The organism is Amycolatopsis sp. CA-230715, from assembly GCF_018736145.1.
Classification (GTDB): Bacteria; Actinomycetota; Actinomycetes; order Mycobacteriales; family Pseudonocardiaceae; genus Amycolatopsis.
On the sequence record NZ_CP059997.1, the window covers coordinates 4,808,155 to 4,833,028 of the forward strand.

Genomic DNA, 24,874 nt, shown 5'->3' on the forward strand with positions numbered 1-24,874 from the left:
TCGCCGGTATGGAAGGGGAGACCCGGCGCCGGATCTAGTTGTCGGCGCGCAGGGTAGCGCCGGGGGCCGACAGTTCTGCGGCCGTCGGGCCCGGCGTGGGCGCGTTCGCCGCCAGGGCGACGCCGAGCGGCGCGAGGATGGCCGATGCGATCACCGCCCACCCGTACGGGACGTTGACCCCGATGAGGTCGAGCACGGCGACGACGGCGGCCGGGGTGATGGTCGCGAGCGCGGCCGCCACGGTCTGGCGGTAGGTGGCCAGGATGAGCCGAAGGCGGGCGGTCACTGCGCGGCCGCCGTCGTCAGCTTCGCGCCGAGCTTGTCGAGCACGGCGCTCGCGATCTCGTCGGCCTGGTGCTCGTTGTCGGCGCCGAGCACGTCGGCGACGGCGGCGCGGAGTGCGGGCAGCACATCGGCCACCAGGCCGGGCCGGAGCGCGGCGGCGAGCTGCTCCGCGGTGATCCCGCCGGATCGAGCTACGGCGGCGGTGAGGGCGTCGAGCTTGGCGGCGAGTGCGCGCCCGTTGTCGTAGTCCCACTGGCGGAACTGGCCGAGGCTGATGTCTCCGGCGTGGCCGTCGCCGTCTACGTCCGGTGTGTTGAGTGCGATCGAGAACACCGCTTCGAGTTTCTGCCGGTCGGCGTCGGTGAACATGTCATCTTCTCCTTGCTGTGCAACGAAATGTGCGGTGGTGTAGGACTCGTTCAGGTCCACGGACTGCGCGCGGATGCCGGGGACCGCGCCGGTGCTGGAGTACTGGTGCACGTCGTAGTGCCCGGCGGCGGGGTCGGGTCGTGCGCCGTAGCGTGCGATCCAGATGGCCAGGCCGGGGATTCCCCACTGGTCCGGGCGGGTGGCCACGGCGAACGCGTTGTTCAGGTACACGCCGGGTCGGTGCCCCAGCTCGGCGACGCGTCGGCAGAAACGGACGCCGAAGTCTCGCGCGGCCGCGTTCGGACCGAACGGTGCTTCGAGGTCGAGCGCGGGCACGAGGTCGAGCGCGCCGAGCCGCCGAACCTCGTCGACGAACACTTCGGCTTGCCGCTCGGGGCTCGGGGTGAGTTGCGCGTAGTGGTAGCCGCCCACCGGGATGCCGACCGACTTCGCGCCGTTCACGATCGCGTCGGCAGGGCCCGCCGTCGCGATCCCGCCGCCGTCGCTGACTTTGGTGTACACAAAGGACACCCCGTGTCGCTTCACCGCTCCCCAGTCGGTGACCGTCTGGAACTTCCGGTAGATGTCAATCCCGAGGGCCATTACTCACCACTCCTGGTCTTGCTCTCGATTCGATCTACGGCGTCGCGCAGGCTCGCGCCGGAGTTCGGGACCACCTCGTGCTGTACGGATCTCACGTAGTCCTCGATGGACTCCAGCCGGGCCATGACGCCGGGCCGCTCGGGCACGCCGGGCCGCGCCTCCTGCCCAAACCAGTCGTCCGCGAAATGCGAAAGTTTCCGTACTACACGGGCGAAAGCGCGGATGACGCGCCACAGCCCGGCGAGGGTTCCGGCGCCGCCGACAACGACGCCACCCCAAATCAGGAACTCGGTCATCAGTAGTCACCCACGCGTTCAATGGTCAGTATCGAGCCGGGGTCAAGGGTGAGCGTGCCGCCCATGTTGTGGTTGGCCCACATTTCGATGTAGTCGCTCGTGCCGTTGCACCGGACGGTGGTTTCGTACTCGGCGAGCTGGGAGACAAACCCGGTGGTTTTCGCCGCCGCGCTCCCGTACTTGCTGCCCGTCGGGATCGACCCGTTGACACGGATCGTGGCGAGTATCCGCTTGTCGTCCGCGGTCGAGCCGACGCCGCCGGGGAACATGATTTGTGCTTTCACCCGGTAGATTCCGGCGACCGTCGGAGTTACGCGGGACGAGCCGCCGGGGTGCGTCATGTTGACCTTGGCGAACTCCGCGGTGATGTTCACCGGTGTGTCGGTGGCGCTGGCGAAACCGCCTTGTGTGCCGGTGGTGTAGCCGTGGAAATACGGCCGGTTGTTCGGCGACGCTTTCACCGTGCCGAGCGCGGTTTCCGTCGCAGTCGCCAGCGCCTGAATCTGGCCGGGCCCGTTCGGCGGGTCGGTCTGCGCCGGGTACGGCAGAGCGAAAATCGGCGTGTTGGGCATGGTTCCTCCTTTCAGAACGGGATAACGGTCAGCGTCCGGTCTTCGAAACGCGCGTCATACGGCGTGTAACCGGCTTGGGGGTCACGGCGGTATTTCATGGTGAACGTGTTCTGGCCTTCGTTGAGCCCGTCGGCGGCAGTGAACACAATGGACTGACTACAAGAGGACCAGAGCCCCGCCGAGTGGATCGGATCATCGGCGTGGTTCGGGTCGAAACCACCTGACGTGAGCGGCGACTTGCCGTACGCCTCGGGGTCGATGGACGACGCCCCAGAAACGAAGGTCGTCGCCCTCGCCCATCCGTTCTGGCAATTCATCGTGGCGGACATGATCACGAGCGCACGGCGCGCCTTGCTGATGTAGCACGTCACGGTCGGGCCGAACGTGGGCAGGTCGGCGTACGCGCCGCCGGTAGCGGAGTTGCGCGGCGTCACCGTCTGGGAGCGCAGGCCGAGGGCGGCACCGGCTCCGGGGGCGGCGATCTTGCCGAGGATGAAATACGTTTGCTGGAACCGGAGCAACGCGACGACATCCCCGACGCTGAGCAGGATTCCGGGCCCGATCGACAGGCACCGCAGGTTCGTCAGGATCGCGCCGTTCAGGCTCACCGAGTTCACGCCGGTGGCGTCGTCCCACGACTCCACTACTCCTTGGTGAAAACCGATGTCGGAGTTTCCCGCCGGGGGTGCCATTCCTTCGGTGATCAGTGATGCGATCTCGTCGCTTCTCATGTCAGATACTGCTTTCTCGTTTCGATGGCCATGGGCCCGTCGGCGGTGAGTCCATATTGGATTCGGTCGATGATGTGTGTTTCTGGGTCGGCGCGGCGGTTGTAGTCGACCGTGATCACGTCGCCGGGTTCGAGTGCGTGGTTCGGGACGGCGCCGAGGGACACGGTGTAGGGCAGGCCGGTGCTCTTCGCGAGCTGCGCGCGGGCGGCGTTGACGCACTGCTGGTTTGTGGTCATGAACGACGACGAGAAGAACCGCGGTACTCGACCGAACGGACCGTTCCAGTAGGTGGGGCTGGTTGGGTTGTCGTCGACGACCACGCCGCGCACCGGCGGGAGTTCCCCGGCTGGTTCGCCGGTTGCCACGACGGCGTTGTACACGCCGTCTCGGGACAGTTCCCGTTTCATCGACACGAGCACGCCGTTACGGCCCTGGTTCACTGTCCACACGGGAGCGTTGGTGGGCAGAGGTGCGTTGCGGACCTGCATTCGCCCGGCATAGTCGAAGAACAGGCGTTTCCCGTAGGCGGCGGCGAGGTCTCGAACGAACTTCAACCGGTCCTCGTCCACTGTGTACGGCCACCCGATCGGCTTGGTTTTCATGGCGGGGTCGTCGTAGACCGACACGAGGTTGGGCACCACTTGGCCCACGAGGTAGTCGAAAACGCTCGCTAGGGTGGCGCCTGCGCCGAACTGGATCGGGGCGGGGTTGCGGCCGTCGCGGATGTTCGCCGACCGGTCGGACCCCGTGATGCGGATAGGGCCGTTCGGCGTCCGGTCCTGCTCGACCGAGTCGATACGGAAGTAACCGAGCCCGACGTATTCCTTCGTGCCGGTGCCGTACTCGACGCCACTTTCCACGTAGATCTCCTGCCCGTACGGGGTGCCGAGCGCGGCCGCCGTGGCGGGCCAGTCGTAGAGCGTGGTGAGGTCGAGCGTCGCGTTCACGTCGGCGTCGAGCTGCGCGGTCACGTCGCCGCCGAGTATCGGAATCTCGACACCGGTCGGGTTCACGCCGAACTGTCCAGGTTGGACAATCCGCGCACGGGAGACCGCTTTGTGCGAGCCGCGCACGGTCGACAGGTAGGAGTCGGTGACCGGTCTCACGGCACGATCACCTCACCCGGCACGAGCTTTTGTTGCAGGTTCGCCCAGGTGCTCACCGCGGCCTGTACGTCGGCCCACGTGGCGTAGTTCTTCGGCACGTCGGCCCACAAGAGCGTGTCGCCGAGCACCGTCGGGCCGGGCGCGGCAACCTCGGTCAGCGGCAGGTCGAAGAACCGGCGGCGGGCGCGCTTGCTGTGCCGCGACATGCTGATGTCACCGACGACGGCGTAGAGCGGTCCGGGCACCGGGCAGTCCGGGCCCGGCGGCTGGAGGAAGAGCACGTCTCCGGTCGCCAGCCGGGAATCCATGTCTCCGGCGGCCGCGAGGTCTCCGGTAGTTATGGTGAGGGTGAACCGGCGCGAGCCCTGCACATCGGTCACCGCCACCGGCATCGTGCGCCCGACCACCTCGTGCACGGCGGTCCGGGCCGGGCGGGTGATGTCCGACCAGTCCGTGACCGTGACGGGTGTATTGACGGCCGGACGGCTCGGGTTCTTCAGCCACACCGTGCTCGGGGCAGGGGTGATGCTCGTCGACTCGCGGGTGAGGTACGGGAGCTGCCCGTAGGTGAGCACCAGAGACCGGCTGATCGCGGTTGCGTCCGAGGACAGGGCGATGGTGCCGGTGTTGTAGCTGGTGTTCCCGGCGACGTTCTGGGTGTAGCCGAACGCCGACGCGCCGCCGCCGAGCGCGGATGAGACCGCCAGCACGCGGCCGGTCACGATGGGCGGGGTATCGCCGGTTACTGTCGCCTGTTTCCACGCGAGAATGACGGCGAGGCGCGCGTCTGGTCCACAGTAGAACGGCGGGTAGCCGATACCGGCCCCGGCGCCGGACGCCTGCCCGACCCCGGAGAGTACCGATCCGGTGTTGCGGAACGCGGCTATCTGGCCGGTGGTGATGTCGCCCGCCGAGCCGCCGGTGAACGTCACCGTTGGCGCGGTCAGGCCGGGGGTGTAGCGGCAGGCGAAAACGAACAGGTTCCCGTACGTGGTGACCGTCGTCCATCCGGTGGGCGCGACCGCGGTTCCGGCCGCCGGGTTGCGGATGGTGGCGAGCAACAGCAACAGGTCACCGTCGAGCAGCGTCGAGGCCGGGAGCGCGGGACTGACCGGTGCGTTGTCCGCGGTCGACGGGGTGCCGTTGCCGACGAACGACGGCAGCGCGGTATCCACGTAGGACACCCGGTACTGGTTCGGCACTCCGGCGGCGAACTCGTAGTCGTCGAGGTTGCCGTTCCCGGCGCTGAGCGGCACCGTGGCGCCGCCGCGCACGGTGGCCCAGTTGATCCCGTCGGTAGACCGTTCGACGGTCGCGTAGTCGGCGTCAGCGGGCGCTCCGGTGAGCGCCAGGCGGACGCGCGCGAGGTCGTCGGCGTAGGTGGCGGTGATCATGCGGTGCCCCCGGCGAGAACGGCGCGGCGGGTGGCGCGGTTGGACTCGCGCACCACGACCCGCACAAGATCGGTGAGTTCGCGGTCTCCGATGTACACGTGCACCTCCGGGGCCGTGGCGGCGCCGAGCGCGGCCGCCGTCGTGTTCGCGTTCGTCACTCGCCCGGTGCGGCCGGGGGTGAACAGCTCGGGGCCGCGCTCACCGACCAAATAGGACTGTCCGGCGGTCGCGGTGCCACCTCGCGCCAGGTGCGGGATGTCTGGTATTTTGGGAATGCCAACAATTCCGGTCACGTCATTGACGCCGTGTACCAAGCTGTTGATCCGGTCAATAACCCAGTTTATTGCACCTTTCAGTCCGCGCCCGATTCCGTCCCAGATTGTTTCAAGGAAATTTCCGACACCTCGGAAAACGCTTTTGATGAAATCCCCGGCGGAGTTCCAGGCGTCGCGGATCATGCCGACCAATCGGTCGACTTGCAACCAAATTCCGTCCCACACGTCCGCGAAAAATCGGCCAACGGCGGCTAGCGCATCCTTGATCGCATTCCAAATTCCGATGAAAAAGTCTCGAAATTCTGCGCTCTTGTTCCATAAGGTCACGAACGCGGCGACGAGCCCGGCGAGCAGTCCGATAACGAGGACGACGGGATTTGCTGCTAGCGCGGCGTTCCAGGCCCATTGAGCGATGGTGGCGGCTTCCTGAATGACTTTCCAGGCGGCGAACGCGGCGTTCAGCACGCCGAGGCCGGCGGCGAGCGCGCCCACCGCGATCACGACCGGCCCGAGCCAAGACATGTTCTGTTGCAAGAAGTTCGCGACCGCGAGCAGGATCGGGGCCAAGATTCGGAGCGCGGCGGCGAGCACGGTTCCGGCCATTGTGGCCAGTTGCGCGAACGCGGCCGCCAAGGGCGGGATGATCGGTGCTATCGCGCGAAGTCCGGCGTTGAGTACCTGACCGACGGCGCCGGAGACGGCGGCGAGAGCGTCGCCGACAGCGCGGATAGCTTGCTGTCCGGCGGCCGAGCTGGTGAACGCCTGAACGGTCGCGAGGATCGTGCCGAGCCCGCCGGAGAGGCCGCCGAGATCCGACGCCAGAAGGCCACTGATCACGTCGTGAAGGATCGAAAAGGCTTGTCCGGCCATATCGCCGAGCGTGTGAAAAAGGGTTAGGGCGTTCTGGATCCACTGTGCCAACCGACCATCGTTCGCGGCGGCGTCGATGAACGCGCGGAACCGCTCACCGGCGGCGCCGAACCCTGCCGTCATCTGCGCGAGGATCGGCATAGCAACCGAACCGATGCGGATCAAGGCAACGATGACCGGTGCGAGAAACGCCCCGATGTTGCGGATTATCGTTGCCATGCCACCGAAAACGCCGTTGAGTTGCTGAGCGGCGCCGCTGGTCTTGACCAGCTCGGTGACGCGCGAGAACGCCTGTCCCATCGCGGTCGCGATCTGCTGGAGACCGCCGGACAGTTGCGGCAGAACGGTTTTCAGGCTGTTGACGCCCGGCAGTAGCGCCTTCTCGAAGGCGCCCGAGACTTGCGCCTTGAGGGTGTCCGTTGTGGACCGCAGCCCCTCGAACGCGCGTTTCGCGCCGTCGGCGCCGAGCTTCACCGCGGCTATCGCACCGGCGGCGCCGAGCATCCCGGCGACGAACAGCGGCGCCGCGCCCGCCGAGTTCGCCAGCATCGCGCCAACGGACACCAGGGACGAGAACACCGTGGCGACGAGTGCGCCCTTCTGCGCCAGCGACGCCATACCAGCCGCGCCCGCCGCGTAGAGCGACGTGGCGGCCGCGACGACCTTGCCGTGCCGCTCGAACTTGTCGCGGAACTCGTCGACGGCGGCCGCACCAGCCTTCGCGGCGGCCACGAGCTTGGCGGCCGTGCCGGTGAACCGGATACGGATCGTGCGCTCCCCGGCGGCCATCAGGCACCACCGCCGGTGGCGAACCGCTGCACGATCTCGTCCGCGGCGCGGTTCCACTCGCGGCTGATGGTGCCCGCTTCGTGCTCGACGAGCGGGAAGAACCAGTACGCCTGTGTTCCGCGGTGGGGCCGGTACTGGCGGCCGTGGCTCGCGCGGTACCGGGTGCGGTTGTACCACCCGGATGCGCCGTTCATCCCGAACACCGACCCGAACAGGACACCGTAGGCGGGCTGGCGGAAGCGGCCGACGCGCCGGGTTCCGCCCACCTGCACGACCGGCACCCGGTCCCGCGCCGCGCGCACCGTCGGCGCCAGCAACCGCCCTTGCGGCCCGCCGTTCGTTGTGGCGTCCGCCTTGGCCTTGACCGCGAGCGCTTTCGCGAGCCGCTGGGACGCGTCGCGGAGTTCGTTGTTCGCGTCCTTGGGCAGCCCGCGGAACGCTCGCAGCGTCTCGCGGGCACCGTCGAGGCGCATGTGGACCGTCAAGGTCTGCTTGGCCACCTACGCCTCCCTCGGATCACCCGGACAACTGGACGCCCTGATAGGGCGAGCCCTGCCCCGGCTCCGAGGGCCTTCCGTTCGCTTTCTTGTCTTGCTCGTCGAGGATCTGCACAGCCGTCGCGATCGCGGCGGCACCCTCGTCGGCCCACACGCTCGGCGGGATGCCGGTGGACACGGCGAGGGCCACCAGGGTGCGGGCTAGCGATCCTCGCTCGTAGGGTCCGCGTCGTCGTCCCCGATCGGGACCACGTCGTAGTCCCGTTCGAACTCGGCGAGGTCCACACCGTCGACGACGCCGACCCGCTTCGCGGCGAACCACGCGATTTTGTACATCGCGGCCAGGGTCAGCCCGGAGCCGTCCTGGAAGTCGCCGAACTTCGCGCCCTTCGTGGTCTTCTCCCACATCAGCACGTCACGCGCCGTAGCGTCCACTGTGGACTTGTGGCCGTCGTCGGTCGTCAGCTCGAACGTGATCATGGGATGTGCACCACCGCTCTGGTTACGGACGTGATGGCCGAGTAGTCGACCAGGGCGCGCCCTGCATTGGGGTCGCCGACCGGTTGCCGGTAGGCGGTCGAATTGAGGGGAATCAACTTCGGGGTGGTGCCGACGGGCACCGTCACCGCGCGGTCGGCGACGGGCAAGTCGCCGTCGACGACGCCGGGGGTCTGCACGGTGACCGTGACCGGTCCCGAGCCGCCGTTGATCACGGACAGGAACACCCCCGAGCCGACATCGGCGATATCCCCGTCGGCGGTCGGCGAGGTGTGCACCGGAGCGAGCCCGGCACGCAACACGTCCTGTGTGGACACTGATGCGCGAGCCATCAGGACACCCTTTCGTATTTCAGCGTGCCATCCGCGACGTTGCCGAGAACCTGAAGGGTTACTTCGGTCATCTCGGTTTCACGCACGTCGCCACCGGCGGGCGCCGGTTTGATCAGGAGCTTTCCGGTCCACCGGACATGTTCGCCGGGAATGTCCGGGTGGTGATCAAGAACGAACTCGGCCTCTTCGTTCGGGTGCGACCACAGGTAGTCCGAGATCCCGCCGGAACGCCAGTCAGAGAAGAATTTCAGTTCCAAGCTGGGTTCGTCGTCGGTCTCTTCCACGAACGTCCCGTTTGGACAGTAGGTGTACTGCCGGTCGCCGTCATCGCTACCGGGGTCCATCGTCCAACTGTTCAACTGGCACTCGAACGAGGTTCCGCCGATCGTGAACGTAATGAGCTTGAGTCGCCGGTGGTTGACTCCCATGAAGACAACTCCTTTCAGGACAAGGGAAATTCGGCGGTGAACACGTACGCGGGAAGGTCACGGCCGCCAGCGGTGTAGAAACCGGGGTCCGCGGCTTCCACGGTCGCGCGGGTGACTTTCTCGATCGCGGCGCCGACGAGCGGCCCGTACCGCAGTAGCTCGCTCACTGTCTTGTCGGGGTCGAGGTTCGCCACGAGGAAAATCGGAAAGCTCGCGGCGCTCGGCGGGGTCGTGTCGTTGCCGTAGCCGTGGTATCCCGACCATTCCAGTCGCGGGACGCCGACGACGACGCCGGGCGGCTCGAAGTCGGCGCCGAGCTGCGCCAGGCGCAGCCCGGTTACCGACGTGAGCGCGGCGGCGAGTTCGTCGAGCGCGGCCGCCGGAGTGGTGCTCATCCGATCACCGCCACGGCGAACCGCCCGATCCGAAGTAGACGGTCAATGTCGGCGTCCCCGCTCGTGACGCGCGCGGCGCCGCCGAGATCACCGCCCATGTTCAGCATGCCGTCGGGGGACGCCTGCCGGGTGATCCACCGACCGGCGAGCCGGAGCGTGCCGAGCACGAGGTCTGCCGTCGGCGCGGGCAGGGTCGACAGCGGGTCGTCGGCGTAGTTGAACCGCGGTCGATGCAGCTCGACGAAAGCTACGGCGGCGTCGAGGCAGCGTGTGTACCGCTCGTCGTCGCGGGTGTCGTCGAGCGGCACCTTGCGGTCGTTCTTGAGCTGCGCCAGCGTCGGCGGCCAAGTGCTCACTGCTCGGCGCTCCCGCCCGTGTCCAGCTCGGGCCCGTGCTCCCCGACGATGACGGTGGCCGGGGCGTCGTCGAGCACCCAGCCGCGTTCGGTGAGCCGGTAGCCGCCAGCACGGCGGGTGTAGTCCGTCGTGGTGTCGGTGCCGTCCACGGCGGCTCGCGCGCGCTCGGCGGCCGCGCGCTCGTCGACGGGCTCGGGGTCGTCGACGAGCTGGCGGTTCGCCGGGTGCTCGTCGACGGCGGGCGGCTCGGGCACCGGCTGCGGCCGCTGCTGGCTTGGCCTGCCGGGTTTGCGGGGCGCGGACATCAGGCGTCCACCGTGTGCCGGACGGCAAAGACACCGACGGGGCGCAGCACGCGGCACGCGACGTAGCCGAACAGCGCGAGGTCGATGTTCGCCGGGCCGCCGCGTTCCTCGAACCGGAATGTCAGGAGCGGCGACTCCCACGCCCATACGTCGTTCGAGTTGAAGCCGAGCACGTCGGCGTCCCCGGCGGCGTTGCCGGACATCGACCACGCCGGTTGCGCGGCGAGCCCGTCGACGTACCAGCCCTGCGTCACCGCGTTGCCGACGCCGACCGTGTTCTGTGCGCCGACGGACGGGAGCAGCGGCCGCCCGGTGTTGTCGAGCGCGGTAGCGAACGCCGAAGTTCCCTCGGCGGAAAGGAACATCCTGTTCGGCGCACCGAAGCGGCGGAACGGGTAGGCGGCCAGCGCCGCGCGGGAACCCATGATCAGCTTTTCGCCGCCGAGCGTGCCACCGGCGACCGAACCGCCCTTGGTGGTCGACACCTGCGCGCCCGAGGGAACGAACCCGCCGGTGATCGCGCCGCCCTGCCCGTTCGGGCCGTTGAGTTCGGCGTAGAGCTTTGCTTCGGTCTGCTGGGTGTAGGACTCCTGCATTGCCTGCGTCGCGATCGCGTCGATCGCGGGGTTGGCCGAGTCGACGATTTCGCGGGTGAGGCTGAACAGCCCCGACACTGCGCCGGGCGAAACGGTCTTGGTGCCGACGACGAGCGTGCCGCCGGTGGGGTTGGTGCCCTCGGTGTGATTGCCGGTCATCCCGGACGCCGAGCCGAACGCGGGGATGGTGAACGGGGTTGCGTCGGTGAGCGTTCCGCGGCTGACCGCCGACCACAGTGGACGGCCCTGCATGAGCTGGGTGACGTAGAGGTCCGGCCGGTAGCCGGGCGGGATCACGGCGGCGGCGTTGCCGGTATTCGCACCGAACCGCACCGGCTCGGAGGCTTCACGGCTGGCGTTGGTGAGCTGGAGCGAGAACTTGTTGAGCCGGTCGCGGGCGTCCACATCGCCCTCGGTGCGCGCCTTCCAGGCGTCGCGCACCATCGAGTGCCCGTTACCGTCCATTCGGTACACCAGGGGCTCACGGACGACGGCGGCGCCTTCCCCGGCGGGGATGACCTGGCGGCCGCCCTGCGGCTGCGGCAGGTTCGCGAACGCCTCGGCGACCGCGGTACGGATGGACTCGGACAGGCCGGTAGCGAGCTGCGCGAAGTCGACGGCCGCCGGAGCGGCCGGGGCGGGCTCGGCCGGGGTCGGCTCGGCGGCCGGTGCGGCGGGTGCGGACACGGTGGTTTCCTCTCGGGTTGCGGCGACGTGCGCGACTCTCGCGCCGTCGAAAGCGGGCATTGCGGTCAGCGCGACGGCGCGCAGGGTTCCGCTGTGCACCAGGCACACGGTTTCGTCGGTGGGGTCGGGCTCCCAGCCGTCGCCGGGCTCGAAGTCCACTTCGATCGAGAAGCCGTCGTAAACGTGGTCTTCGGCGAGCGCGAGCATCGCGTCCCCCTCGGCGCCGCGCCCGATGCGGAACGACGCGACGAGCCCGGCGTGAGTGCTTTCCAGCGTGGCGGCGTAGCCGAATGACTGCGCGCGGTCGTGGTCCCTGTTCAACTTCACTCGGGATGCGTCGCCGCCCCAGTGCAGGGAGTCCTTCGCGAACCGCCAGCGGCGGCCGCCGGAGCGCGCGACCGCGCCCCAGGGCACGGCGACGCCGGACACGGTGCGCTTGGCACTGTCCACTGTGAACTGTGCGGTTGCGGCGTCGAGGTCGAACCCGAGCGCGAGCGGGCCGTCCGCGGTGAAGTGCCAACGCTGGCCAGCAGTGGCGGCCACGGCGTCCTCCTTGCTGGTGGTGGGGGCGGGCGGCGCCTGCTCGACGGGCGGCGGCGCGGCCGGGGCGGGTGGTTTCTGCGGGCGCGCGCTCGGGATGTCTTCCAGCTCGGCGATTCGCTCGTCGTTGTAGACGCCGACACGGCGCCCGATCTCGTAGACCTGCATGCGGGTCAAGGTGTCCGAGCGAAGGAAGCCCTCGTACTGGAACCGCGCGAAGTGCCCACGCGGCAACACGTCCCCCATCGATAGCCGGTCTTCGATCGCGGTCACGTACGCCTTCAGCGTGAAGTCGAGCATGTCGAGGCGACGTTGCTCGGCGTTCTGGTAAGTCCGGGTCGTGGTCGACACCCCGAGGTCTTCGGGGTCGAGCCCGCAGATACGGGAGATCTCCAACACGGCGGTGTCGCGCGCCTGCGCGAGCTGGAGTTGCTCGGGGTTCCACTGCAAGACGTTCGCGCGCAGCGCGGCGCCGACGTAGCCCCACGAACGGGACCGGTTCGCCTCTTCCCACTCGTCGAGCAAGTCGCGCACCTCGTCCGGGGTCGGGTCCATCGCACCCTCGGCGGGCGCGAAGTACCCCAGCGGCAACGGGTCGCTGGCGTAGCGGGCGGCGGCGCGGTCGAGCAGAAGACACGTCCGGATCGCTCGGGCACCGGCGGTCAGGAGCGGGTCATTCGGCGAGTCGATACGGATCAACTCGGCGTCGGGCACCCACTCCCACGCCCCACCCTGCACACGTCCGTCCGAAGAGGACACGTAGACCTTGGCGTTTTGCTGGACGTTGACCGCGCGCGGTTCCAGCCGCCGCACCTTCGTGGGGTAGCCGTGCCAACCGAACTCGGTGATGCGCAACCACGCGCGGCCCTCGAAAAAGAGGTCTTCCACGATTCGCGTCATGGTGACTGACCGGGCGGTGTCGGGCTCGGGCTGCTCGAACAGCACGTTCGGCACCGTCTGCCGGTCGCGGTTGTGCACGCGCATGGGCAGCGCGCCGAGCGTGCCGCAAATCAGGTCCCGTGAGCGTTTCACCGCGCCGACGCTCATGGCCTGCGCGCGCCCGATCCGCGGTTCGATCGGCCCGTCCATCGGCAGGCCGCCGCCGAACGTCATTTCCGGCGGCAGGTCGAGCGTGAAATTCAGGGGACGGGAGAAGCGTTCCCCGGCGCTCGGGGTCGCCGGGGAACCGTCACCACCTCTCGGTGCGTCGCGCCAGGAGCGCAGCGTCCGGAACCATCCCACCCCAATAACTATACCGGGGACCTCTCGCGAAATGAGAGATCTTCGCGCAAGACTCTTGCGTGCGAGATATCACCCAGCGGGTTCGGCACTCCGGCGGCGCGAGACGACCACCGGCTTTTGCTGTACCGGCATCGCGCGCGCCAGGTGGACCGCGCCCGCCGTCGCGTACGCGCCGTCGCAGTGCCCGACGCCGCGCCGGACGAACCGCCACGCGTCGCCCTGGCGCAGCTTCTCCGCGCCGGTGACGTGCGCGGTCAGCAACGGGTCGTCGGAGTGCAGCACGCCGCCGGTCTTCACCAGGTCCGCGAGTCCCATGCAGACGGCGGGTACGTCCTGGCGGATCTCTTCGGCGCGGGTGCCTTTCGGTGGCCATCCGGCGGTGCGGTTCTCCCGCAAGTCGGCGGCGAGCGCGGCGGCCGGGCCCGCCGGGAACCACCCGAACACCCTCGGCTTGACCTTCGCGACGAGCGCGGGCAGCTCGGCGCGCAACGTCGCCGTGTCCGTCCACGCCTTGACGACCTCCACCCGGACCTTGCGGGAGTCGAGCACGGCGGCCGCCACGAGCGTGGCGTGTTCGCCGTCGGGCGCTACGTCGAGACACAACGCGATCCGGTGCCGCACGTCGTCGAGCGTTCCGGGCTCGAACCCGGCGGCCCACGCGGCGCCGTCGATCGCGGCATCCATGATCGGCACGTTCATGCACATGTTCTCTGTCTTGAACCCCGCGAGCTTCGCGCCGCCGAGCTTGACCGCGGTCTGGGCGTCGCCGAGCAACGCATCCGGATCGATGCGGCGCCCAAGGTTCGGGTTCGCGTGCGCGAGCGCGTCGAGATCCAAAGGCGACGAACCATCGGGCGCGGAGTACTCGATCAGCCCGGCGCGCGGGTCGCCTTCTCCGGTCTCGATGAACCGGATAGCGGCGGCGCGCATGTCGTTCAGCACCACGGACGTGTCGTCTCCGGCGTTCGAGATCCCCATGACTTGCGCGTCGATCACGGCGTTGGTCGCGGGCACGGCGGCGTCGTGCGCTGAATAGTCGCGGTGCTGGCGCAGCTCGTCCATCACGAGACGGTCGATCGTGAGCGACCGGCCGCCCTCGGCGTTGCTGGCGGCGATCTTGTACCGCGATCCCTCGTCGAGCGCTTCCTCGATCGCGTCCGCGCGCCAGAGGACCTGTTCGCCGTTGGCCTTGCGGATGCCGCCGTTCGCGGGGATCTCGGCGTCGAGGTCCGGTACCCGCCGCGCCAGACGGCACGCCTTCCGCCACGACTCGGCGGCGTAGTCGAGTTTCGTCGACGTGCCGAGCACCAGGCCGACGCGCTCGACGAACAACCAGAACAGGGTCAGGATGACCAACAAGTGCGTCTTGCCGTTCTGGCGAGCCACGAGGATGAGCAGCTTTCGGAACCGCGGGCGGCCATCGGGCAGCAACTCGCCCGCGTGGATCACCACCCACTCTTGCCACGGGTCCAACGGTTGCTCGACGACCTCGGCGGCGAACTCGATCACGTCGAACCCGTACGAGGTCTCCGGCGTCAGCTCGCGCAGCGGCGGCGTCCAAATCCGCGGCTCGGTCCGGCCGAGCACCGCCGGTTGCCCGGCGCCGAGCGGGTAGCCGGGAATCGTCGGGACGCTCACGCCCCACTCCGGCGCTCGCGCCGCTTGCGCAGCTCGTCGAGCGCGGACGCCTTCGCGGCGGCCTGCTCGGGCACGCCCTTCATGAGCGCGCGGCGCGCGGCCGGGGTGGCGCCGAGCGATTCGAGCACCGCGAGCAACTGCCGCGCCAGCTCGGACACCGTGCGCCCGGATTCCTCGGCGTCGATGGTCGCCGCGAGCCGCACCGCGAGCGCCTGCGCCGCCAAGTCGGCCCGTTCCAGCGCCAGAACCGCCAGCGCCGACCGAACCGCGCCCACCACGTCCCCGCCGTCCACACGGGTCTCGTCGGCGTCCGCCGGGCCGTTCACGACCGACCGCCGGGTGTCGGTGAATGCGGGGAGAGAGAGGACACAGGGGCGTGGATGTCCGGGCACCCAGCCGGCGGGGAAAAACCGCAGGTCAGAGGCACTGTCCACTGTGGTCGTGTGTTTTCGCAGGTCAGAGTGTTGTGAAGCATGATCACCACCTGGTCATCGATCGAGGCTCGGGGTCGGGCGCGGTGGTGGGGTCGCCTACACGGAGGTTGCATGCGCGGTGCGCTGCCATGCACAGGGCAGGGTCATCCCCCCGGGCCTTGCCGTGGGGGTGGTGAACCTGTGCCGACATGGGGTGTGGGTGGCGCAACCGAGGATCGATGGTGCGGTGACACAGGCCGCACACCCATCCGTCGCGGTCGAGCACGAACGCGCGGACGGCACGCCACCGGCGGGTGCTTCCCCCAGACCACGCGCGACTCATGCCGGTATTTTAATACCGGTCCCCGTGGTGGCGGGGGTGATGCTCGGCGCTAGCGGAGCGGGGTGCCCGTGGAGCGGATGAACGCGTCAGAACCGAGCCAGCGCCAGCCGTTGCCCTCGTTCTCCACGAGGTAGTGCGTCACCGTCTCGCCGGGGTTTCGCGGGTCGGGCTGCTCGACGTAGCGCACGATGCGGTGGACGTGCCCCCAATCGAACAGGCGGAACCGCCGCCCGAGCGGGATGAGCGCGTGTTCGGACATCAGCCGTAGAGCCGCGGACCGCCGACCGTGCGGCGCCGACCGGAAGGCAGCTCGAACCACGCTTCTGGCAGCCATTGGCAGGTTGACACGATCCGGCGGCCGTCCGGTGTGGACAGCTCGAACTTGACGTAACCGAGGCGGCCGCCGCGCCAGGTGTCGAGCCAGCCGAGCAAGACGCCGCCGGTTTCGCCCTCGCCGGTCTTCACGCCGTCGGGGTTGGGCGCCAGGTCGTTGGGGTGGATGGGGAACACGCGCGCCAGTCGAACCCACACGCGGCACGGCTGGACGGGCGTCCAGATGTCGGGGGCCCGGTCGGACCGGTCGGAGCGCGGCACATCCGGCACGGTAGAACACGTGTTCGATCGTCGCAAGGTGTGGTGAGCGGGCTCTCCACTTCGGACAACGGCACCAACCGCCTGATCTTCTCCATGCCGGACAGAGCGCGGCCGCCGCGCCGAGCGGGCACCGACCACCCCGCCGGGTGAAGTCAGTCCTCGTCCAAGAACGACTCATCCGGGCCGACGTGCTGCATGCCGTCCGGGCCGGGATTCCGGGGCGCGGAAGCGACCCATTCGCCGCCGTCGTACATGGCGGGGAAGTAGACCCGGTCCTCGGTCCACACGAGCATGGCGGCGCCCTCGGTCAACCCGCCACCGGCATTGAACTCGATGTCGAGCACCGACTCGTCCGGAGCAACCGCGACAACAGACGACGCGTCGCCGACGTTCTCGCGTTCCTCTTGCAACAGCTTCCGCCATGTGGCCATGGTGTCGTCTCCTCGTCGACTGGATTCCCTATGCTACGGCAGGGTTTGCGCCTCGATCAGCCTCCCGACACGACGGGCACAAGATCCCGCCTGGTCCGGTCGGGGCCTCGTCGCACTTCCTGCATACCGCCGGTTTCTCGTCGCCCATGATCGTGACCCTACGTCGGCCACGCGGCGCAGCGACTCGACTACTTGACCGGGTTGCCGTTGTTGTCGTATCCGGCGGTGGCAAGCGCGCGGTAGACGTTGCGGCGGTTGATGCCGCTTCCCTCTTCGAGGTGGTCGCCGGTGGCGCCAGCTCGACGCGCGGCGGCGAGCGCGGCGTCTCGCTCGGCGCGTAGCTTGTTCACGCGCTGCTCGGCGGCGGCGAGCGCGGCCGCGGCCTTGCGCAGCGCTGCCAGCTCGGCGGCCGGTGGCGTCGTGGGCTTCGGGGCCATCGGTCGCGGCCTCCCTTCGGGTACAGTGGTCGGCGGAGTTTCCCAGGACCCCCGGCGCCGTGCGAGGTGCGCCGGGGGTCCGTCTACATCGGGGTCAGGGTATGCCGTGGGCGCCGGGGCGGCGGCTGGGTGCCGCCGCCCCGGTCTCAGTTACCCGATGATCGAACCCAGGTGAGTTGCGTCGATCCGGCCCCGCACCACGCGGACCGAGCACCCGAACTTGAAGCGGGTGTCGGCGGTGTTGTGGATGCCGCGCCAGTTGTACCGGTCCGCCACTGTGGTCGCCCGTGCGCGGATGGTCTCCGCTGTCCACTGGGCGAACTCTTCGGCGTCCTGCACATGGGCTTGCACGGTGATCGTGTGCCCGGCGACCGCGACCACGAGGATCACGGTGGAGGGCATCCGGCCCGTGCGCTGATCGGCTTTCAGGTCGCTAAGGATGCGACCCGACACCTGGTAGAGGTCATCGCCAGCACTTTCGTGATAGCGGACCCCATAGAACCGATCATCAGCGTAATCGCTCACGGAGTTTCCCTTTCCTCTCTGTAGTTTTCCCCCTCGCGGGTGGTGCGAGCACCCGGTGAGGGGGCCGCCCCGTTTGGGACCTCTCTATTATGTGTCACCACGACTCACTATCGCAAGTGGATAGTGAGTCGTACACGTCACATCTATGGAGTCTTGCGCGGGTCAGGCCGTGCCGCGCAGTTCCTCGGCCCGCGCGGCCGCCAGCTCGCGCGCCCGTTCGGCCGTCGGCGCCCACGCCGTCACGTAGTGCACCGTGCGGCCGGTCACTGCGGCGTCGAGCTCGGCGGCGTGGCGGTCGACGTGCACCCGCTCGGGCGGAACGTCGGCGGTGTCGAACACGACCCGCGACGCGCCATGCAGGGGGCGAGGCTCGGCGACGGTCACCGCCTGGTCTTCGACCCTCGCGCGGCACTCCCACACGTGCGCCACGAAACCGGTGGCGCCGTCGACGAGCGGAGCCGTGGTGACGAAGTGCCCGTCGCCGAGTTCGCGCGCGAGCCCGTCGACGTGTGCCCGGTCGGTCCACGCGCCGAGTACCTCGGGCACGCTGCCGGGGAACTGCCGCACCAGAACGTGAAGATCAGCCATACCGGGGAATGCTGCCCGGTCGGCGGCGGCCGGTCGAGCGGGCACGCCGCCCGGCGTGTTCACGCGGTCCACGGCGGCAACATCCAATCGTGCGGCGGGATGGGTTCGGTGTAGACCCTTCGCGCTTCACCAGCGATGCCGTGCCCGTGCTCGTCGACGGCGCACATCCACTCGTAGACGAACGGAGGGCCGACGTACGGCGCCAAGCCGATGGCGCGCATCTTCCGGAGTTTCGTCATGGTGATGGTGTGTTCCGGGTCGGACACGTCGCCGCCGGACAGGTGCGGAACGACAACCTGATCGCTTCGGCCGTCGGCCAACCATTCGAGCAACCACGTTTGCTCGCGGTAGGTCGAGTGCCACGCAAGCGGCGGCGGTGGGGGTGTGCTCATGCTGTCCTCTCTTCGGTTCGGGCGTCGCGGATGCGTTGCCAGTGGGCGGGGGCGTGCAGGGTTTCGCCGCTCCCGGTGTTCCAACAGGTCTCGTACGGCCGTGCGCCGCACCGCGGGCACCGCACGGCTTGCGCCGCAACGCGGGTTGCTTGGTGCTGCGGGGAGGTGCTCACGACGCGTGTCGTTCGGCTCGGCGGCACAGGGCGCACACCAGGGCGCCGGTGTCGGGGCGGCGGAACAGACCGCCGTCGGTGCCGTGGGCGCAGCGTTGGGCGGGGTCTGCTCGGGCGGCGGCGAGCGCGGCCGTGACGGCGGCCTGGTGCTCGCCCTGCTCGGCGTCGTGGCGCTCGGCGGCGCGCCGGGCGTCGGCGCAGCGGCCGCACGGCGGCGGCCGGTCGTCGTTGGCGTGGTGGGTGCACCGCGACGGCGGGCGGCTCTTCGCCGGAAGGCTGGCGGGGGTGGGGGGTTGCTCGCTGGCGCCGTCGGCGACCGCGCGCAGCGTCGCGACGTTCCCCCCTCCCTTCTCTGCCTCTGTCTCTGTCTCTGCCTCTGGCGACGGTTTGCGATCGTGTTGGGATCGCTGGTGCGATCGGATATCCGATCGGTGCGGACCGCGTTGCGGCGGTGGGGGCGGGTCGTCGTTGCAGTGCTCGCACTGCCGGTCGACGACGCCACGCGCCACGTGCCACCGAATGTGGTTACCGATCCGGCCACCGGCGCGCTTCGCTTCGACCCGAAGCGCGATCTCGGCGGCGGACCGCTGATGCTGCAAGTAGTCGTGCATCTCGGGTGCGTCGGCGCCGCCGTCGACGAGCCCGGCGGTCACCAGCTCGGCGCGCGCCTTCGCCGTGCCGCGCTTGCGCCACACGGCGGCAGGCACGCGGCCGTCGGTGCGATGCTTCGAGCACCACGCCCAGGTGGTGATCAACAAGCGAAAAGCCTTGTCGGACAACGCAACGATCTTCGGATGGTCCTCGATGCCGTCGTGCACCCGGATGTAGGTGCGGTCATCGGTCGGCGCGCTCATGCTGCTCTCTTCGTGCGGGGGTGCGGCGCGTAGCCGAGTGCGGAACGGATACGCGCGGTGGTGTAGGTCGACATCAGGGTGTGCTCGGCGATCTCCACGTCGGCCCAGCCGCGCCGCCAGAGCGCGCGCACGAGCCGCGCGCGGTCCTCAGTGGACAGAACCTCGGCGGGGAGCGTTCCGGCGTGGCACGCGGCGTACAGGGCGCGCGCGGTGGCGCTCGACGAGCCCGCGGTGAACCGGATCACGGCGCCCCCCTTCCGCGGCTTGTTGGTGGGGCGGGGCCGTCGCGGTTGGTGGGCACGCGACGGCCCCGCCGGTCTCGGGGTCAGGACTCGGGTACGTCGTCGAGCGGGAGCGCGGCGCGGCCGGTGCGCTGCTCGAACTGGCGCCGCACAAGGCGTTTCAGCTCTTTCGCTTGCGCCGTGGTCGCCTGGAATGCCTCGCACGCGCGGATGCGGGCCGTGGGCACCACGTCGCCCGACTCGACTTTGGTCGTGATCTTGGTGCAGTCGACAACGGCCACGATCACGTGAACGGCTAGCGGGTCGTCGACGAGCGCGGCGGAGATCTCGCCGAGCCCGTTTCGCTCGTCGGCGGGCAGACTGCTCGACAGGGTGACGCTCACGGGTTCCTCCAGTGGGTATGCCACGTTCCGGCGGCGCGCGGGAGCGCGGTTGAGTGGACGGTCGGGCGCCACCGGTCGGCGGCGACCTGCTCGGGTTCCTCGGTGCGCTCGAACTCAGGGAAACGCGGGTACTCCCACACTTCGAGCACGTCGTCCCAACGGCTCGGCACGACGCGCGGGCAGTCGCGCACATGCTCGTCTTCCCAGTGGTCGAGGAAGTCGACGAGATGCTGCGGCGGGGACTTCACGCCGCACTCGCACGTCGAGTGGTGCACTGTGACCGGCGCGCGGTCGGTCGGCTCCCACCCGCCGGAGTCGTCGAGCAGCACCAGGCCGCCGCGCCGGTACAACGACACTTCGATCGGCTTCTCGACGCCGCGCCGGACGAGCCACCCGAGTCGACGGCCGTCGGTCGGGTGGAGGGTCACCCACCGGTGGCAGTCGCAGCACAGGTGCATCAGGTTCGAGGGCTCGTTGATCCACGCCTCACGGGAGCCGCCCATCTGGCGGCCGGTGCGGTGATGGATCTCGGCGGCGAGGTTCGGGCACCCGGTGCGGCCCTCGCAGGCGCCGCCCGAGCGCGCGGTGACCAGCTCGACGACGTGATCGGACGGACGTGTATCCCGACTCATTCCAGCGCCGCCTTGAGCGCGCGGCCGCGCCCCCGAATGTACTCGTCCAATGTGGACGTGCGGCCGTCGTCGTCGAGCAGCGGCGCGCCGCCGAGCCCGAGCCGGTGCACCTTCGCCAGCAACCCCGCCATGTCGTCGAGGTCGTCGATAGCGCGGGCGCGGTCGCGGTAGTCGATCGGGCTCGGTACCTCGTCGCCCTCGGCGAACCACTCCGCGATCTGCCCCGCCAGCTCGGCACCGGGGCGCGGGAGCACCGCCCCGGACAGGTGCGGAATCAGCGACTTGGACACGCGGAGGGTGTTCGTCAGGTCGAGGTCTCCGACAAGATCGAACTCGTATTCGATGCCCTCTCGTTGCTCGGGCCGGAGCCCGACCTTGCGCGGCACCTTCTTGCCCTTGTCGTCGTCTTCCACGACGTACTCGGTTTTCACGCGCAGGGTCACGATGACGTGGCCGGGGTAGCTCAACAGGGCATCGATCATCCGGCGTTCGTCGGGACGAACCTCTTTCCAGCCGGAGAACGAGTTTCCGCCGCGCTGGCGCCGGTCAGCCTGTTCGAGCATCCCGTCCGCGCCCATCCAGTAGTGCGACAACGAGTCGACCACGACCGTCTCGTAACCCTTGTCGGCGGCGGCCGCCAAAGCGTCCACAAGGGACAGCGGCGCGAACGTCTGCGGCGCGATGGTGTCGAACTGCCACCCGTTGACGGCGGCGTACTTCGCGGCGCGGCCGCGCTCGGTGTCGACAACGGCCGTGCTGCCCCACGCCGTCGCCAGCGACAACGCCGTGAAGGTCTTGCCCGCGCCCGCAGGACCCGCCAGCGCGACACGGACTTTCGCCGCCGTGCGGCTGGCGGGCAGGAACTCGACCGTCACCGCGCACCGCCGAACTGCTCGACGGTGAGCGCGGCGGCGCGGCCGCAACTCGGGCACGGGATTTGCCGGTACCGGGTCAGTGGCCAGTCGACGGCCCGCACGAGCATCGGGCGGTCGTGGCAGGTGCGGCAGTCGGCGGGCACCGACGGCGGCGCCGGTGGAACAACGGTCAACATGAGGTCGTGGCCTTTCGGGATCGGGAGTAGGGGCCGTGGCACGGCAAGGGAGGAAGAGCGGCGAGGGCGCCGCAGCACAGCCGCCGGACGGCGCGCTCATGCACGGCGTAGCCGTCGCGAGACGCGCAGCTCGGGCACGGCAGGACGGCCGTCACGGTGTGGAGCACGCGCCCGAGCGCGTCGGCGTCGCTCATGAGCCGCCGCCGGTCTGTCCATTCGGAACGGTCGGGGGGATCGGCGGGCCGTCGGGCAGGGGCACACTGTCGATGTCCCGTCGCCACGCCGCCAGCAGGCGGTAGAGCGTGGCATCGATCGTGAGCCGGTCGCCGCCGAGCCACACGCGGGCGCTCATGCGGACTCCCGCGCCCGCCGGTGCCACGAGCGGGCGGCGTCGGTCGGTTTCCACACGGTCCACGTCGGGCCGTTCGGCTGGTAGTGGGTGGTCTCGCCGGAGTCCACGACGTACCCGGCGTCGACGAGTTCGCCCCGGCGCGGCCGGACGGAGCTTTCCCCGATGCCGAGCGCGCGCACCAAGTCGTGGTCGGTCGCCGCGCCGACGAGCACGAGGTGGTCGAGGATGCGCGCGCGCTGCGTTCCGGTCTTCGGCTCGACGAGCCGTGCCGCGCGCGCCGAGCTGGCGCGCGGGCTCCGGGCCACCTTGCCCTCGGCGGGCACCGACACCTCGGCGTCGCGGGCGGCCGCCACCTTCGCCTCACGCGCGACGACCGCCGACAACTCGGCTTCAGCGCGCGTCATCGCGTCAACTCGCCCCCGGCGACCGCGGAGCGCCTGCCCGACGTAGTAGAGCGCGGCGCGCACCGACCCAACCGGCGCGTCCGGCGGCACATCGAAGAGCGCTTCGGTCACCGTCCACGCTCCCCGTAGCCGAAGTTCTCGACGGTGTGCGCGCCGCACACCGGTACCGGGCCGAGCACGGGGTGTTGACGAATCGCGGTCGCGAGCGTCCGGCACCCGGCGAACCACTGGCACGGAAGGTGGGCCATCTGCCGGGCGGGCAACCAGAACTCGGGGAACGGCGCCCCGCCGATGGTCGACAGCCGCGCCCGTGTGTCGTCGTAGTCCTTCTTCAGCGCGCGGACGGTGCACACGAGTTCGCCCACCACCTGCTCGTCGACGACGACGCCGGGAACAACGCGCACGATGTCGAGCAGCGCCAGGCCGTGGAACTCCCACCGGCTGGTGCGGCGGTCGTCGGCACGGTGGCGGGCGAGTTCGCCGAGCGGCCACACCGGCGTCTCGGCGGCGAGGTCCGCGAGCGTCCGTCTGCGCTCTCTGGGATTCTGGTCGTGCATGGGAGGGTGCCTCTCTCGTGTGGCCCGTTCCGCGCCTGCACGCGCGGAGCGGGCGTTTTTCGTTGGTGCTAGGCGGATTTCTTCGTGCCGAGATAGCGGTGAATCTCGGCATCGGGCACGACGTAGTAGCGGCCCGCGCGCTGCGCGCTGAGTTGGCCGGAGCGGATGAGCCCCAGCACGGTGTCGTAGGGGATGCCGAGTCGCTCGGCCGTTTCGCGCGGGGTCCACGCGTCGCGCGGCGGTTGTTCGCCGACCGGCGCCGTGCTCGTCGCGGCGTCGGCGGCGCGCAGTTCGGCGGCCGCCTGTTCCAGCAGGCTGGCGACGGCGGCGAGGCTCGGCGCGCTCACACGGTCTCCCGGTCGAGCAGGTCGTCCACCTCGCAGCCCAGCGCGGCGACGAGCGCGGCGAGCACGGGCGGGCTCGGCCGGTGGTCGCCGGACTCCAGGCGGCTGATGGTGGTTTGGCCGATCACGAGTGCGTCGGTGCTGGCGTGGTAGGCGAGCGCGGCCTGATACCAGCCCCGGCGCTCGCGCAGTTCGCGGAGGCGGGCTCCGCTGAACGGGAGTGCGAGTGGTGTTCTCATGCACTCAACCTAGCGTGCATGAACGTGCATGGCAACGCACATGCATGTAAGTACGCGTGCACGTTAAGGCATGATCACTCAGTGCGTTGTCTTGATCGCGCATATGCGCTAATGTGCTGTGCACATTGAGGAGGGGAGCATGCATGGACGGGCGCGACACCGACGACGAAGCTCCGACCCTCGGCGAACATCTGGAGCAGGAACGCCTTCGCCGAAAAATGAAATGGGCACAAGTGGCCCGCGAAATGGGGATGACTCCCGGAAATCTGGCGCGCATTCGCAAGAATGAAATAAACGTATCGCCGGACGCCGAGAGTGCTATTGAGAAGTTTATGAGGTGGGAGAAGGGGAGCATTCAAGACGTACTAGCGGGAAGACATCCGACTTCGCTGGGTATTTCGCCTGAGCGTGCGTCGTCGATTCGTGACGATGAATCCGCGACCTGGGGACGAGACGCGGCACTCCTGTACCGGGAAATCCGGCAGCGCCGTGGGCGTGAAGCCGCGAACGCGTTCCTTTTCGAACTGATGGACGACGAGGACGGGGCCGCCGACGCGGACCCCGGTCGAGCCCAAGGGCTCGGCTAAGAACCTGCTAAGAACTCCCTAACCAGCACTGGGCTAAACGGCTGCGCCGCTAGTCCTTCCGGGTGGATCTCGTAACACGAACGATCTTCGGGAGATCACACAGGTGTTCGAGATGATCACCAGTACGCCACCCCCGGGTGAGGGGCGCAGTCGCGCAACCAGGGGTTTAGGGGAGGAATGCATGTCCAACGAACGCGCCGCCATGGTCGCGGCCGTCGCCTTGACCTTGACAACGACGTTCACGCTAACGGCCGCGTGGTTCTCGATCGCGGACCTCTGGCCAGCGGAAGCGTTCGCGCTCGCGCTTGGCCTCGCCGTGTGCACGTGCGGCGCCGAGCTGACTCGCCGGGTATTGCGGCGAATGGACGACCTCCGGGCGGAACTCGAAATTCAGAACGACACCACACTTATCCGCATGAGCAGAAACGGCAGAAAAGGGAACGTGCACTACCTGGACAGAAGAGAGGACGGCGCGTAGATGGGAAGACCGAGAACCCCGAGAGGTGCTATCGGGGAAATAGGTGTTACT

39 protein-coding genes are annotated in these 24,874 nt (G+C 69.1%); 2 read left to right on the forward strand and 37 right to left on the reverse strand.

Annotated elements, in window-relative coordinates; genetic code table 11:
• Positions 1 to 34: 34 nt before the first annotated feature.
• The 37 genes from HUW46_RS23010 to HUW46_RS23190 all read right to left on the reverse strand — a co-directional run bounded on the left by HUW46_RS23010 (position 35) and on the right by HUW46_RS23190 (position 23,758).
• Positions 35 to 286: a hypothetical protein gene (locus HUW46_RS23010; RefSeq protein WP_215549238.1), complete on the reverse strand. Its 252-nt coding sequence runs from the start codon at positions 284 to 286 to the stop codon at positions 35 to 37.
• Positions 283 to 1,257 carry a glycoside hydrolase family 25 protein gene (locus HUW46_RS23015; protein WP_215549239.1) on the reverse strand — a complete coding sequence of 325 codons (975 nt, stop codon included), beginning with the start codon at positions 1,255 to 1,257 and terminating at the stop codon, positions 283 to 285. Before HUW46_RS23015 ends, HUW46_RS23010 begins: the two co-directional genes overlap by 4 nt.
• Complete coding sequence (locus HUW46_RS23020) at positions 1,257 to 1,553, reverse strand: hypothetical protein (protein ID WP_215549240.1); 297 nt, start codon at positions 1,551 to 1,553, stop codon at positions 1,257 to 1,259. Before HUW46_RS23020 ends, HUW46_RS23015 begins: the two co-directional genes overlap by 1 nt.
• Entirely contained in the window at positions 1,553 to 2,125 is a 573-nt protein-coding gene (locus tag HUW46_RS23025; protein ID WP_215549241.1) for a hypothetical protein, read from the reverse strand. Before HUW46_RS23025 ends, HUW46_RS23020 begins: the two co-directional genes overlap by 1 nt.
• A gap of 11 nt (positions 2,126 to 2,136) precedes the next feature.
• Positions 2,137 to 2,856, reverse strand: a complete 720-nt coding sequence (locus HUW46_RS23030; RefSeq protein ID WP_215549242.1) for a hypothetical protein — start codon at positions 2,854 to 2,856, stop codon at positions 2,137 to 2,139.
• Positions 2,853 to 3,962 carry a DUF5047 domain-containing protein gene (locus HUW46_RS23035; protein ID WP_215549243.1) on the reverse strand — a complete coding sequence of 370 codons (1,110 nt, stop codon included), beginning with the start codon at positions 3,960 to 3,962 and terminating at the stop codon, positions 2,853 to 2,855. The genes HUW46_RS23030 and HUW46_RS23035 overlap by 4 nt, the downstream gene beginning before the upstream one ends.
• Positions 3,959 to 5,356, reverse strand: coding sequence for a hypothetical protein (locus tag HUW46_RS23040; RefSeq protein WP_215549244.1), 1,398 nt, complete (start codon positions 5,354 to 5,356; stop codon positions 3,959 to 3,961). Before HUW46_RS23040 ends, HUW46_RS23035 begins: the two co-directional genes overlap by 4 nt.
• Entirely contained in the window at positions 5,353 to 7,290 is a 1,938-nt protein-coding gene (locus HUW46_RS23045; protein ID WP_215549245.1) for a phage tail protein, read from the reverse strand. The genes HUW46_RS23040 and HUW46_RS23045 overlap by 4 nt, the downstream gene beginning before the upstream one ends.
• Positions 7,290 to 7,790 (reverse strand): hypothetical protein, encoded by a 501-nt coding sequence (locus HUW46_RS23050; protein ID WP_215549246.1) that lies wholly within the window; start codon positions 7,788 to 7,790, stop codon positions 7,290 to 7,292. The genes HUW46_RS23045 and HUW46_RS23050 overlap by 1 nt, the downstream gene beginning before the upstream one ends.
• 16 nt (positions 7,791 to 7,806) lie before the next feature.
• Positions 7,807 to 7,965, reverse strand: a complete 159-nt coding sequence (locus HUW46_RS23055) for a hypothetical protein (protein WP_215549247.1) — start codon at positions 7,963 to 7,965, stop codon at positions 7,807 to 7,809.
• Between the two features lie 23 nt (positions 7,966 to 7,988).
• Positions 7,989 to 8,267, reverse strand: a complete 279-nt coding sequence (locus HUW46_RS23060) for a hypothetical protein (protein ID WP_215549248.1) — start codon at positions 8,265 to 8,267, stop codon at positions 7,989 to 7,991.
• A complete protein-coding gene (locus tag HUW46_RS23065; RefSeq protein WP_215549249.1) occupies positions 8,264 to 8,617 on the reverse strand; it encodes a hypothetical protein in 354 nt (117 codons plus the stop codon). Before HUW46_RS23065 ends, HUW46_RS23060 begins: the two co-directional genes overlap by 4 nt.
• The gene (locus HUW46_RS23070; protein WP_215549250.1) at positions 8,617 to 9,045 is read right to left on the reverse strand and encodes a hypothetical protein; all 429 of its coding nucleotides are present in this window, start codon (positions 9,043 to 9,045) and stop codon (positions 8,617 to 8,619) included. Before HUW46_RS23070 ends, HUW46_RS23065 begins: the two co-directional genes overlap by 1 nt.
• A gap of 14 nt (positions 9,046 to 9,059) precedes the next feature.
• Entirely contained in the window at positions 9,060 to 9,440 is a 381-nt protein-coding gene (locus tag HUW46_RS23075) for a hypothetical protein (RefSeq protein ID WP_215549251.1), read from the reverse strand.
• The gene (locus HUW46_RS23080; RefSeq protein WP_215549252.1) at positions 9,437 to 9,796 is read right to left on the reverse strand and encodes a hypothetical protein; all 360 of its coding nucleotides are present in this window, start codon (positions 9,794 to 9,796) and stop codon (positions 9,437 to 9,439) included. Before HUW46_RS23080 ends, HUW46_RS23075 begins: the two co-directional genes overlap by 4 nt.
• Complete coding sequence (locus tag HUW46_RS23085) at positions 9,793 to 10,101, reverse strand: hypothetical protein (protein WP_215549253.1); 309 nt, start codon at positions 10,099 to 10,101, stop codon at positions 9,793 to 9,795. Before HUW46_RS23085 ends, HUW46_RS23080 begins: the two co-directional genes overlap by 4 nt.
• Positions 10,101 to 13,166, reverse strand: a complete 3,066-nt coding sequence (locus tag HUW46_RS23090) for a phage portal protein (RefSeq protein WP_215549254.1) — start codon at positions 13,164 to 13,166, stop codon at positions 10,101 to 10,103. Before HUW46_RS23090 ends, HUW46_RS23085 begins: the two co-directional genes overlap by 1 nt.
• A gap of 69 nt (positions 13,167 to 13,235) precedes the next feature.
• Entirely contained in the window at positions 13,236 to 14,804 is a 1,569-nt protein-coding gene (locus HUW46_RS23095) for a terminase (protein WP_215549255.1), read from the reverse strand.
• On the reverse strand, positions 14,801 to 15,130 hold the full coding sequence (locus HUW46_RS23100; protein WP_215549256.1) for a terminase small subunit: 330 nt from the start codon (positions 15,128 to 15,130) through the stop codon (positions 14,801 to 14,803). The genes HUW46_RS23095 and HUW46_RS23100 overlap by 4 nt, the downstream gene beginning before the upstream one ends.
• Before the next feature lie 479 nt (positions 15,131 to 15,609).
• Positions 15,610 to 15,819 carry a hypothetical protein gene (locus tag HUW46_RS23105; protein WP_215549257.1) on the reverse strand — a complete coding sequence of 70 codons (210 nt, stop codon included), beginning with the start codon at positions 15,817 to 15,819 and terminating at the stop codon, positions 15,610 to 15,612.
• Entirely contained in the window at positions 15,819 to 16,154 is a 336-nt protein-coding gene (locus tag HUW46_RS23110; protein WP_215549258.1) for a hypothetical protein, read from the reverse strand. The genes HUW46_RS23105 and HUW46_RS23110 overlap by 1 nt, the downstream gene beginning before the upstream one ends.
• A 152-nt stretch (positions 16,155 to 16,306) precedes the next feature.
• The gene (locus HUW46_RS23115) at positions 16,307 to 16,585 is read right to left on the reverse strand and encodes a hypothetical protein (RefSeq protein ID WP_215549259.1); all 279 of its coding nucleotides are present in this window, start codon (positions 16,583 to 16,585) and stop codon (positions 16,307 to 16,309) included.
• A gap of 188 nt (positions 16,586 to 16,773) precedes the next feature.
• Positions 16,774 to 17,022, reverse strand: a complete 249-nt coding sequence (locus HUW46_RS23120) for a hypothetical protein (protein ID WP_215549260.1) — start codon at positions 17,020 to 17,022, stop codon at positions 16,774 to 16,776.
• 150 nt (positions 17,023 to 17,172) lie between these two features.
• Positions 17,173 to 17,424 carry a hypothetical protein gene (locus HUW46_RS23125; RefSeq protein ID WP_254126472.1) on the reverse strand — a complete coding sequence of 84 codons (252 nt, stop codon included), beginning with the start codon at positions 17,422 to 17,424 and terminating at the stop codon, positions 17,173 to 17,175.
• 285 nt (positions 17,425 to 17,709) lie between these two features.
• Positions 17,710 to 18,135 (reverse strand): hypothetical protein, encoded by a 426-nt coding sequence (locus HUW46_RS23130; RefSeq protein ID WP_215549262.1) that lies wholly within the window; start codon positions 18,133 to 18,135, stop codon positions 17,710 to 17,712.
• Between the two features lie 59 nt (positions 18,136 to 18,194).
• Positions 18,195 to 18,527, reverse strand: coding sequence for a hypothetical protein (locus HUW46_RS23135; RefSeq protein WP_215549263.1), 333 nt, complete (start codon positions 18,525 to 18,527; stop codon positions 18,195 to 18,197).
• A gap of 169 nt (positions 18,528 to 18,696) precedes the next feature.
• Positions 18,697 to 19,554: a hypothetical protein gene (locus tag HUW46_RS23140; protein ID WP_215549264.1), complete on the reverse strand. Its 858-nt coding sequence runs from the start codon at positions 19,552 to 19,554 to the stop codon at positions 18,697 to 18,699.
• Positions 19,551 to 19,799 carry a hypothetical protein gene (locus HUW46_RS23145; protein ID WP_215549265.1) on the reverse strand — a complete coding sequence of 83 codons (249 nt, stop codon included), beginning with the start codon at positions 19,797 to 19,799 and terminating at the stop codon, positions 19,551 to 19,553. Before HUW46_RS23145 ends, HUW46_RS23140 begins: the two co-directional genes overlap by 4 nt.
• An 80-nt stretch (positions 19,800 to 19,879) precedes the next feature.
• Positions 19,880 to 20,179: a hypothetical protein gene (locus HUW46_RS23150; protein WP_215549266.1), complete on the reverse strand. Its 300-nt coding sequence runs from the start codon at positions 20,177 to 20,179 to the stop codon at positions 19,880 to 19,882.
• Positions 20,176 to 20,811, reverse strand: coding sequence for a hypothetical protein (locus HUW46_RS23155; RefSeq protein WP_215549267.1), 636 nt, complete (start codon positions 20,809 to 20,811; stop codon positions 20,176 to 20,178). The genes HUW46_RS23150 and HUW46_RS23155 overlap by 4 nt, the downstream gene beginning before the upstream one ends.
• Positions 20,808 to 21,686 carry an ATP-binding protein gene (locus tag HUW46_RS23160; RefSeq protein ID WP_215549268.1) on the reverse strand — a complete coding sequence of 293 codons (879 nt, stop codon included), beginning with the start codon at positions 21,684 to 21,686 and terminating at the stop codon, positions 20,808 to 20,810. Before HUW46_RS23160 ends, HUW46_RS23155 begins: the two co-directional genes overlap by 4 nt.
• Positions 21,683 to 21,862, reverse strand: coding sequence for a hypothetical protein (locus HUW46_RS23165; protein ID WP_215549269.1), 180 nt, complete (start codon positions 21,860 to 21,862; stop codon positions 21,683 to 21,685). The genes HUW46_RS23160 and HUW46_RS23165 overlap by 4 nt, the downstream gene beginning before the upstream one ends.
• A 190-nt stretch (positions 21,863 to 22,052) precedes the next feature.
• A complete protein-coding gene (locus HUW46_RS23170) occupies positions 22,053 to 22,214 on the reverse strand; it encodes a hypothetical protein (RefSeq protein ID WP_215549270.1) in 162 nt (53 codons plus the stop codon).
• Positions 22,211 to 22,729: a hypothetical protein gene (locus HUW46_RS23175; protein WP_215549271.1), complete on the reverse strand. Its 519-nt coding sequence runs from the start codon at positions 22,727 to 22,729 to the stop codon at positions 22,211 to 22,213. The genes HUW46_RS23170 and HUW46_RS23175 overlap by 4 nt, the downstream gene beginning before the upstream one ends.
• The gene (locus HUW46_RS23180) at positions 22,726 to 23,175 is read right to left on the reverse strand and encodes a hypothetical protein (RefSeq protein ID WP_215549272.1); all 450 of its coding nucleotides are present in this window, start codon (positions 23,173 to 23,175) and stop codon (positions 22,726 to 22,728) included. The genes HUW46_RS23175 and HUW46_RS23180 overlap by 4 nt, the downstream gene beginning before the upstream one ends.
• 68 nt (positions 23,176 to 23,243) lie before the next feature.
• On the reverse strand, positions 23,244 to 23,522 hold the full coding sequence (locus HUW46_RS23185; RefSeq protein ID WP_215549273.1) for an excisionase family DNA-binding protein: 279 nt from the start codon (positions 23,520 to 23,522) through the stop codon (positions 23,244 to 23,246).
• A complete protein-coding gene (locus HUW46_RS23190) occupies positions 23,519 to 23,758 on the reverse strand; it encodes a helix-turn-helix transcriptional regulator (RefSeq protein ID WP_215549274.1) in 240 nt (79 codons plus the stop codon). The genes HUW46_RS23185 and HUW46_RS23190 overlap by 4 nt, the downstream gene beginning before the upstream one ends.
• 143 nt (positions 23,759 to 23,901) lie before the next feature.
• Here HUW46_RS23190 and HUW46_RS23195 point away from each other — a divergent pair, with 143 nt between their 5' ends.
• Both HUW46_RS23195 and HUW46_RS23200 read left to right on the forward strand, forming a co-directional pair.
• Positions 23,902 to 24,345: a helix-turn-helix transcriptional regulator gene (locus tag HUW46_RS23195; protein WP_215549275.1), complete on the forward strand. Its 444-nt coding sequence runs from the start codon at positions 23,902 to 23,904 to the stop codon at positions 24,343 to 24,345.
• A gap of 181 nt (positions 24,346 to 24,526) precedes the next feature.
• The gene (locus HUW46_RS23200; protein WP_215549276.1) at positions 24,527 to 24,823 is read left to right on the forward strand and encodes a hypothetical protein; all 297 of its coding nucleotides are present in this window, start codon (positions 24,527 to 24,529) and stop codon (positions 24,821 to 24,823) included.
• Positions 24,824 to 24,874 lie beyond the last annotated feature (51 nt).

Excerpts from the sequence above, each read along its gene's own strand:
- HUW46_RS23015 (WP_215549239.1), bottom strand. The coding sequence starts at position 1,257 with ATGGCCCTCGGGATTGACATCTACCGGAAGTTCCAGACGGTCACCGAC.
- HUW46_RS23020 (WP_215549240.1), bottom strand. The coding sequence starts at position 1,553 with ATGACCGAGTTCCTGATTTGGGGTGGCGTCGTTGTCGGCGGCGCCGGA.
- HUW46_RS23025 (WP_215549241.1), bottom strand. The coding sequence starts at position 2,125 with ATGCCCAACACGCCGATTTTCGCTCTGCCGTACCCGGCGCAGACCGAC.
- HUW46_RS23030 (WP_215549242.1), bottom strand. The coding sequence starts at position 2,856 with ATGAGAAGCGACGAGATCGCATCACTGATCACCGAAGGAATGGCACCC.
- HUW46_RS23040 (WP_215549244.1), bottom strand. The coding sequence starts at position 5,356 with ATGATCACCGCCACCTACGCCGACGACCTCGCGCGCGTCCGCCTGGCG.
- HUW46_RS23045 (WP_215549245.1), bottom strand. The coding sequence starts at position 7,290 with ATGGCCGCCGGGGAGCGCACGATCCGTATCCGGTTCACCGGCACGGCC.
- HUW46_RS23060 (WP_215549248.1), bottom strand. The coding sequence starts at position 8,267 with ATGATCACGTTCGAGCTGACGACCGACGACGGCCACAAGTCCACAGTG.
- HUW46_RS23065 (WP_215549249.1), bottom strand. The coding sequence starts at position 8,617 with ATGGCTCGCGCATCAGTGTCCACACAGGACGTGTTGCGTGCCGGGCTC.
- HUW46_RS23070 (WP_215549250.1), bottom strand. The coding sequence starts at position 9,045 with ATGGGAGTCAACCACCGGCGACTCAAGCTCATTACGTTCACGATCGGC.
- HUW46_RS23075 (WP_215549251.1), bottom strand. The coding sequence starts at position 9,440 with ATGAGCACCACTCCGGCGGCCGCGCTCGACGAACTCGCCGCCGCGCTC.
- HUW46_RS23085 (WP_215549253.1), bottom strand. The coding sequence starts at position 10,101 with ATGTCCGCGCCCCGCAAACCCGGCAGGCCAAGCCAGCAGCGGCCGCAG.
- HUW46_RS23105 (WP_215549257.1), bottom strand. The coding sequence starts at position 15,819 with ATGTCCGAACACGCGCTCATCCCGCTCGGGCGGCGGTTCCGCCTGTTC.
- HUW46_RS23115 (WP_215549259.1), bottom strand. The coding sequence starts at position 16,585 with ATGGCCACATGGCGGAAGCTGTTGCAAGAGGAACGCGAGAACGTCGGC.
- HUW46_RS23120 (WP_215549260.1), bottom strand. The coding sequence starts at position 17,022 with ATGGCCCCGAAGCCCACGACGCCACCGGCCGCCGAGCTGGCAGCGCTG.
- HUW46_RS23125 (WP_254126472.1), bottom strand. The coding sequence starts at position 17,424 with ATGCCCTCCACCGTGATCCTCGTGGTCGCGGTCGCCGGGCACACGATC.
- HUW46_RS23130 (WP_215549262.1), bottom strand. The coding sequence starts at position 18,135 with ATGGCTGATCTTCACGTTCTGGTGCGGCAGTTCCCCGGCAGCGTGCCC.
- HUW46_RS23135 (WP_215549263.1), bottom strand. The coding sequence starts at position 18,527 with ATGAGCACACCCCCACCGCCGCCGCTTGCGTGGCACTCGACCTACCGC.
- HUW46_RS23140 (WP_215549264.1), bottom strand. The coding sequence starts at position 19,554 with ATGAGCGCGCCGACCGATGACCGCACCTACATCCGGGTGCACGACGGC.
- HUW46_RS23155 (WP_215549267.1), bottom strand. The coding sequence starts at position 20,811 with ATGAGTCGGGATACACGTCCGTCCGATCACGTCGTCGAGCTGGTCACC.
- HUW46_RS23165 (WP_215549269.1), bottom strand. The coding sequence starts at position 21,862 with ATGTTGACCGTTGTTCCACCGGCGCCGCCGTCGGTGCCCGCCGACTGC.
- HUW46_RS23170 (WP_215549270.1), bottom strand. The coding sequence starts at position 22,214 with ATGAGCGCCCGCGTGTGGCTCGGCGGCGACCGGCTCACGATCGATGCC.
- HUW46_RS23180 (WP_215549272.1), bottom strand. The coding sequence starts at position 23,175 with ATGCACGACCAGAATCCCAGAGAGCGCAGACGGACGCTCGCGGACCTC.
- HUW46_RS23190 (WP_215549274.1), bottom strand. The coding sequence starts at position 23,758 with ATGAGAACACCACTCGCACTCCCGTTCAGCGGAGCCCGCCTCCGCGAA.
- HUW46_RS23195 (WP_215549275.1), top strand. The coding sequence starts at position 23,902 with ATGGACGGGCGCGACACCGACGACGAAGCTCCGACCCTCGGCGAACAT.
- HUW46_RS23200 (WP_215549276.1), top strand. The coding sequence starts at position 24,527 with ATGTCCAACGAACGCGCCGCCATGGTCGCGGCCGTCGCCTTGACCTTG.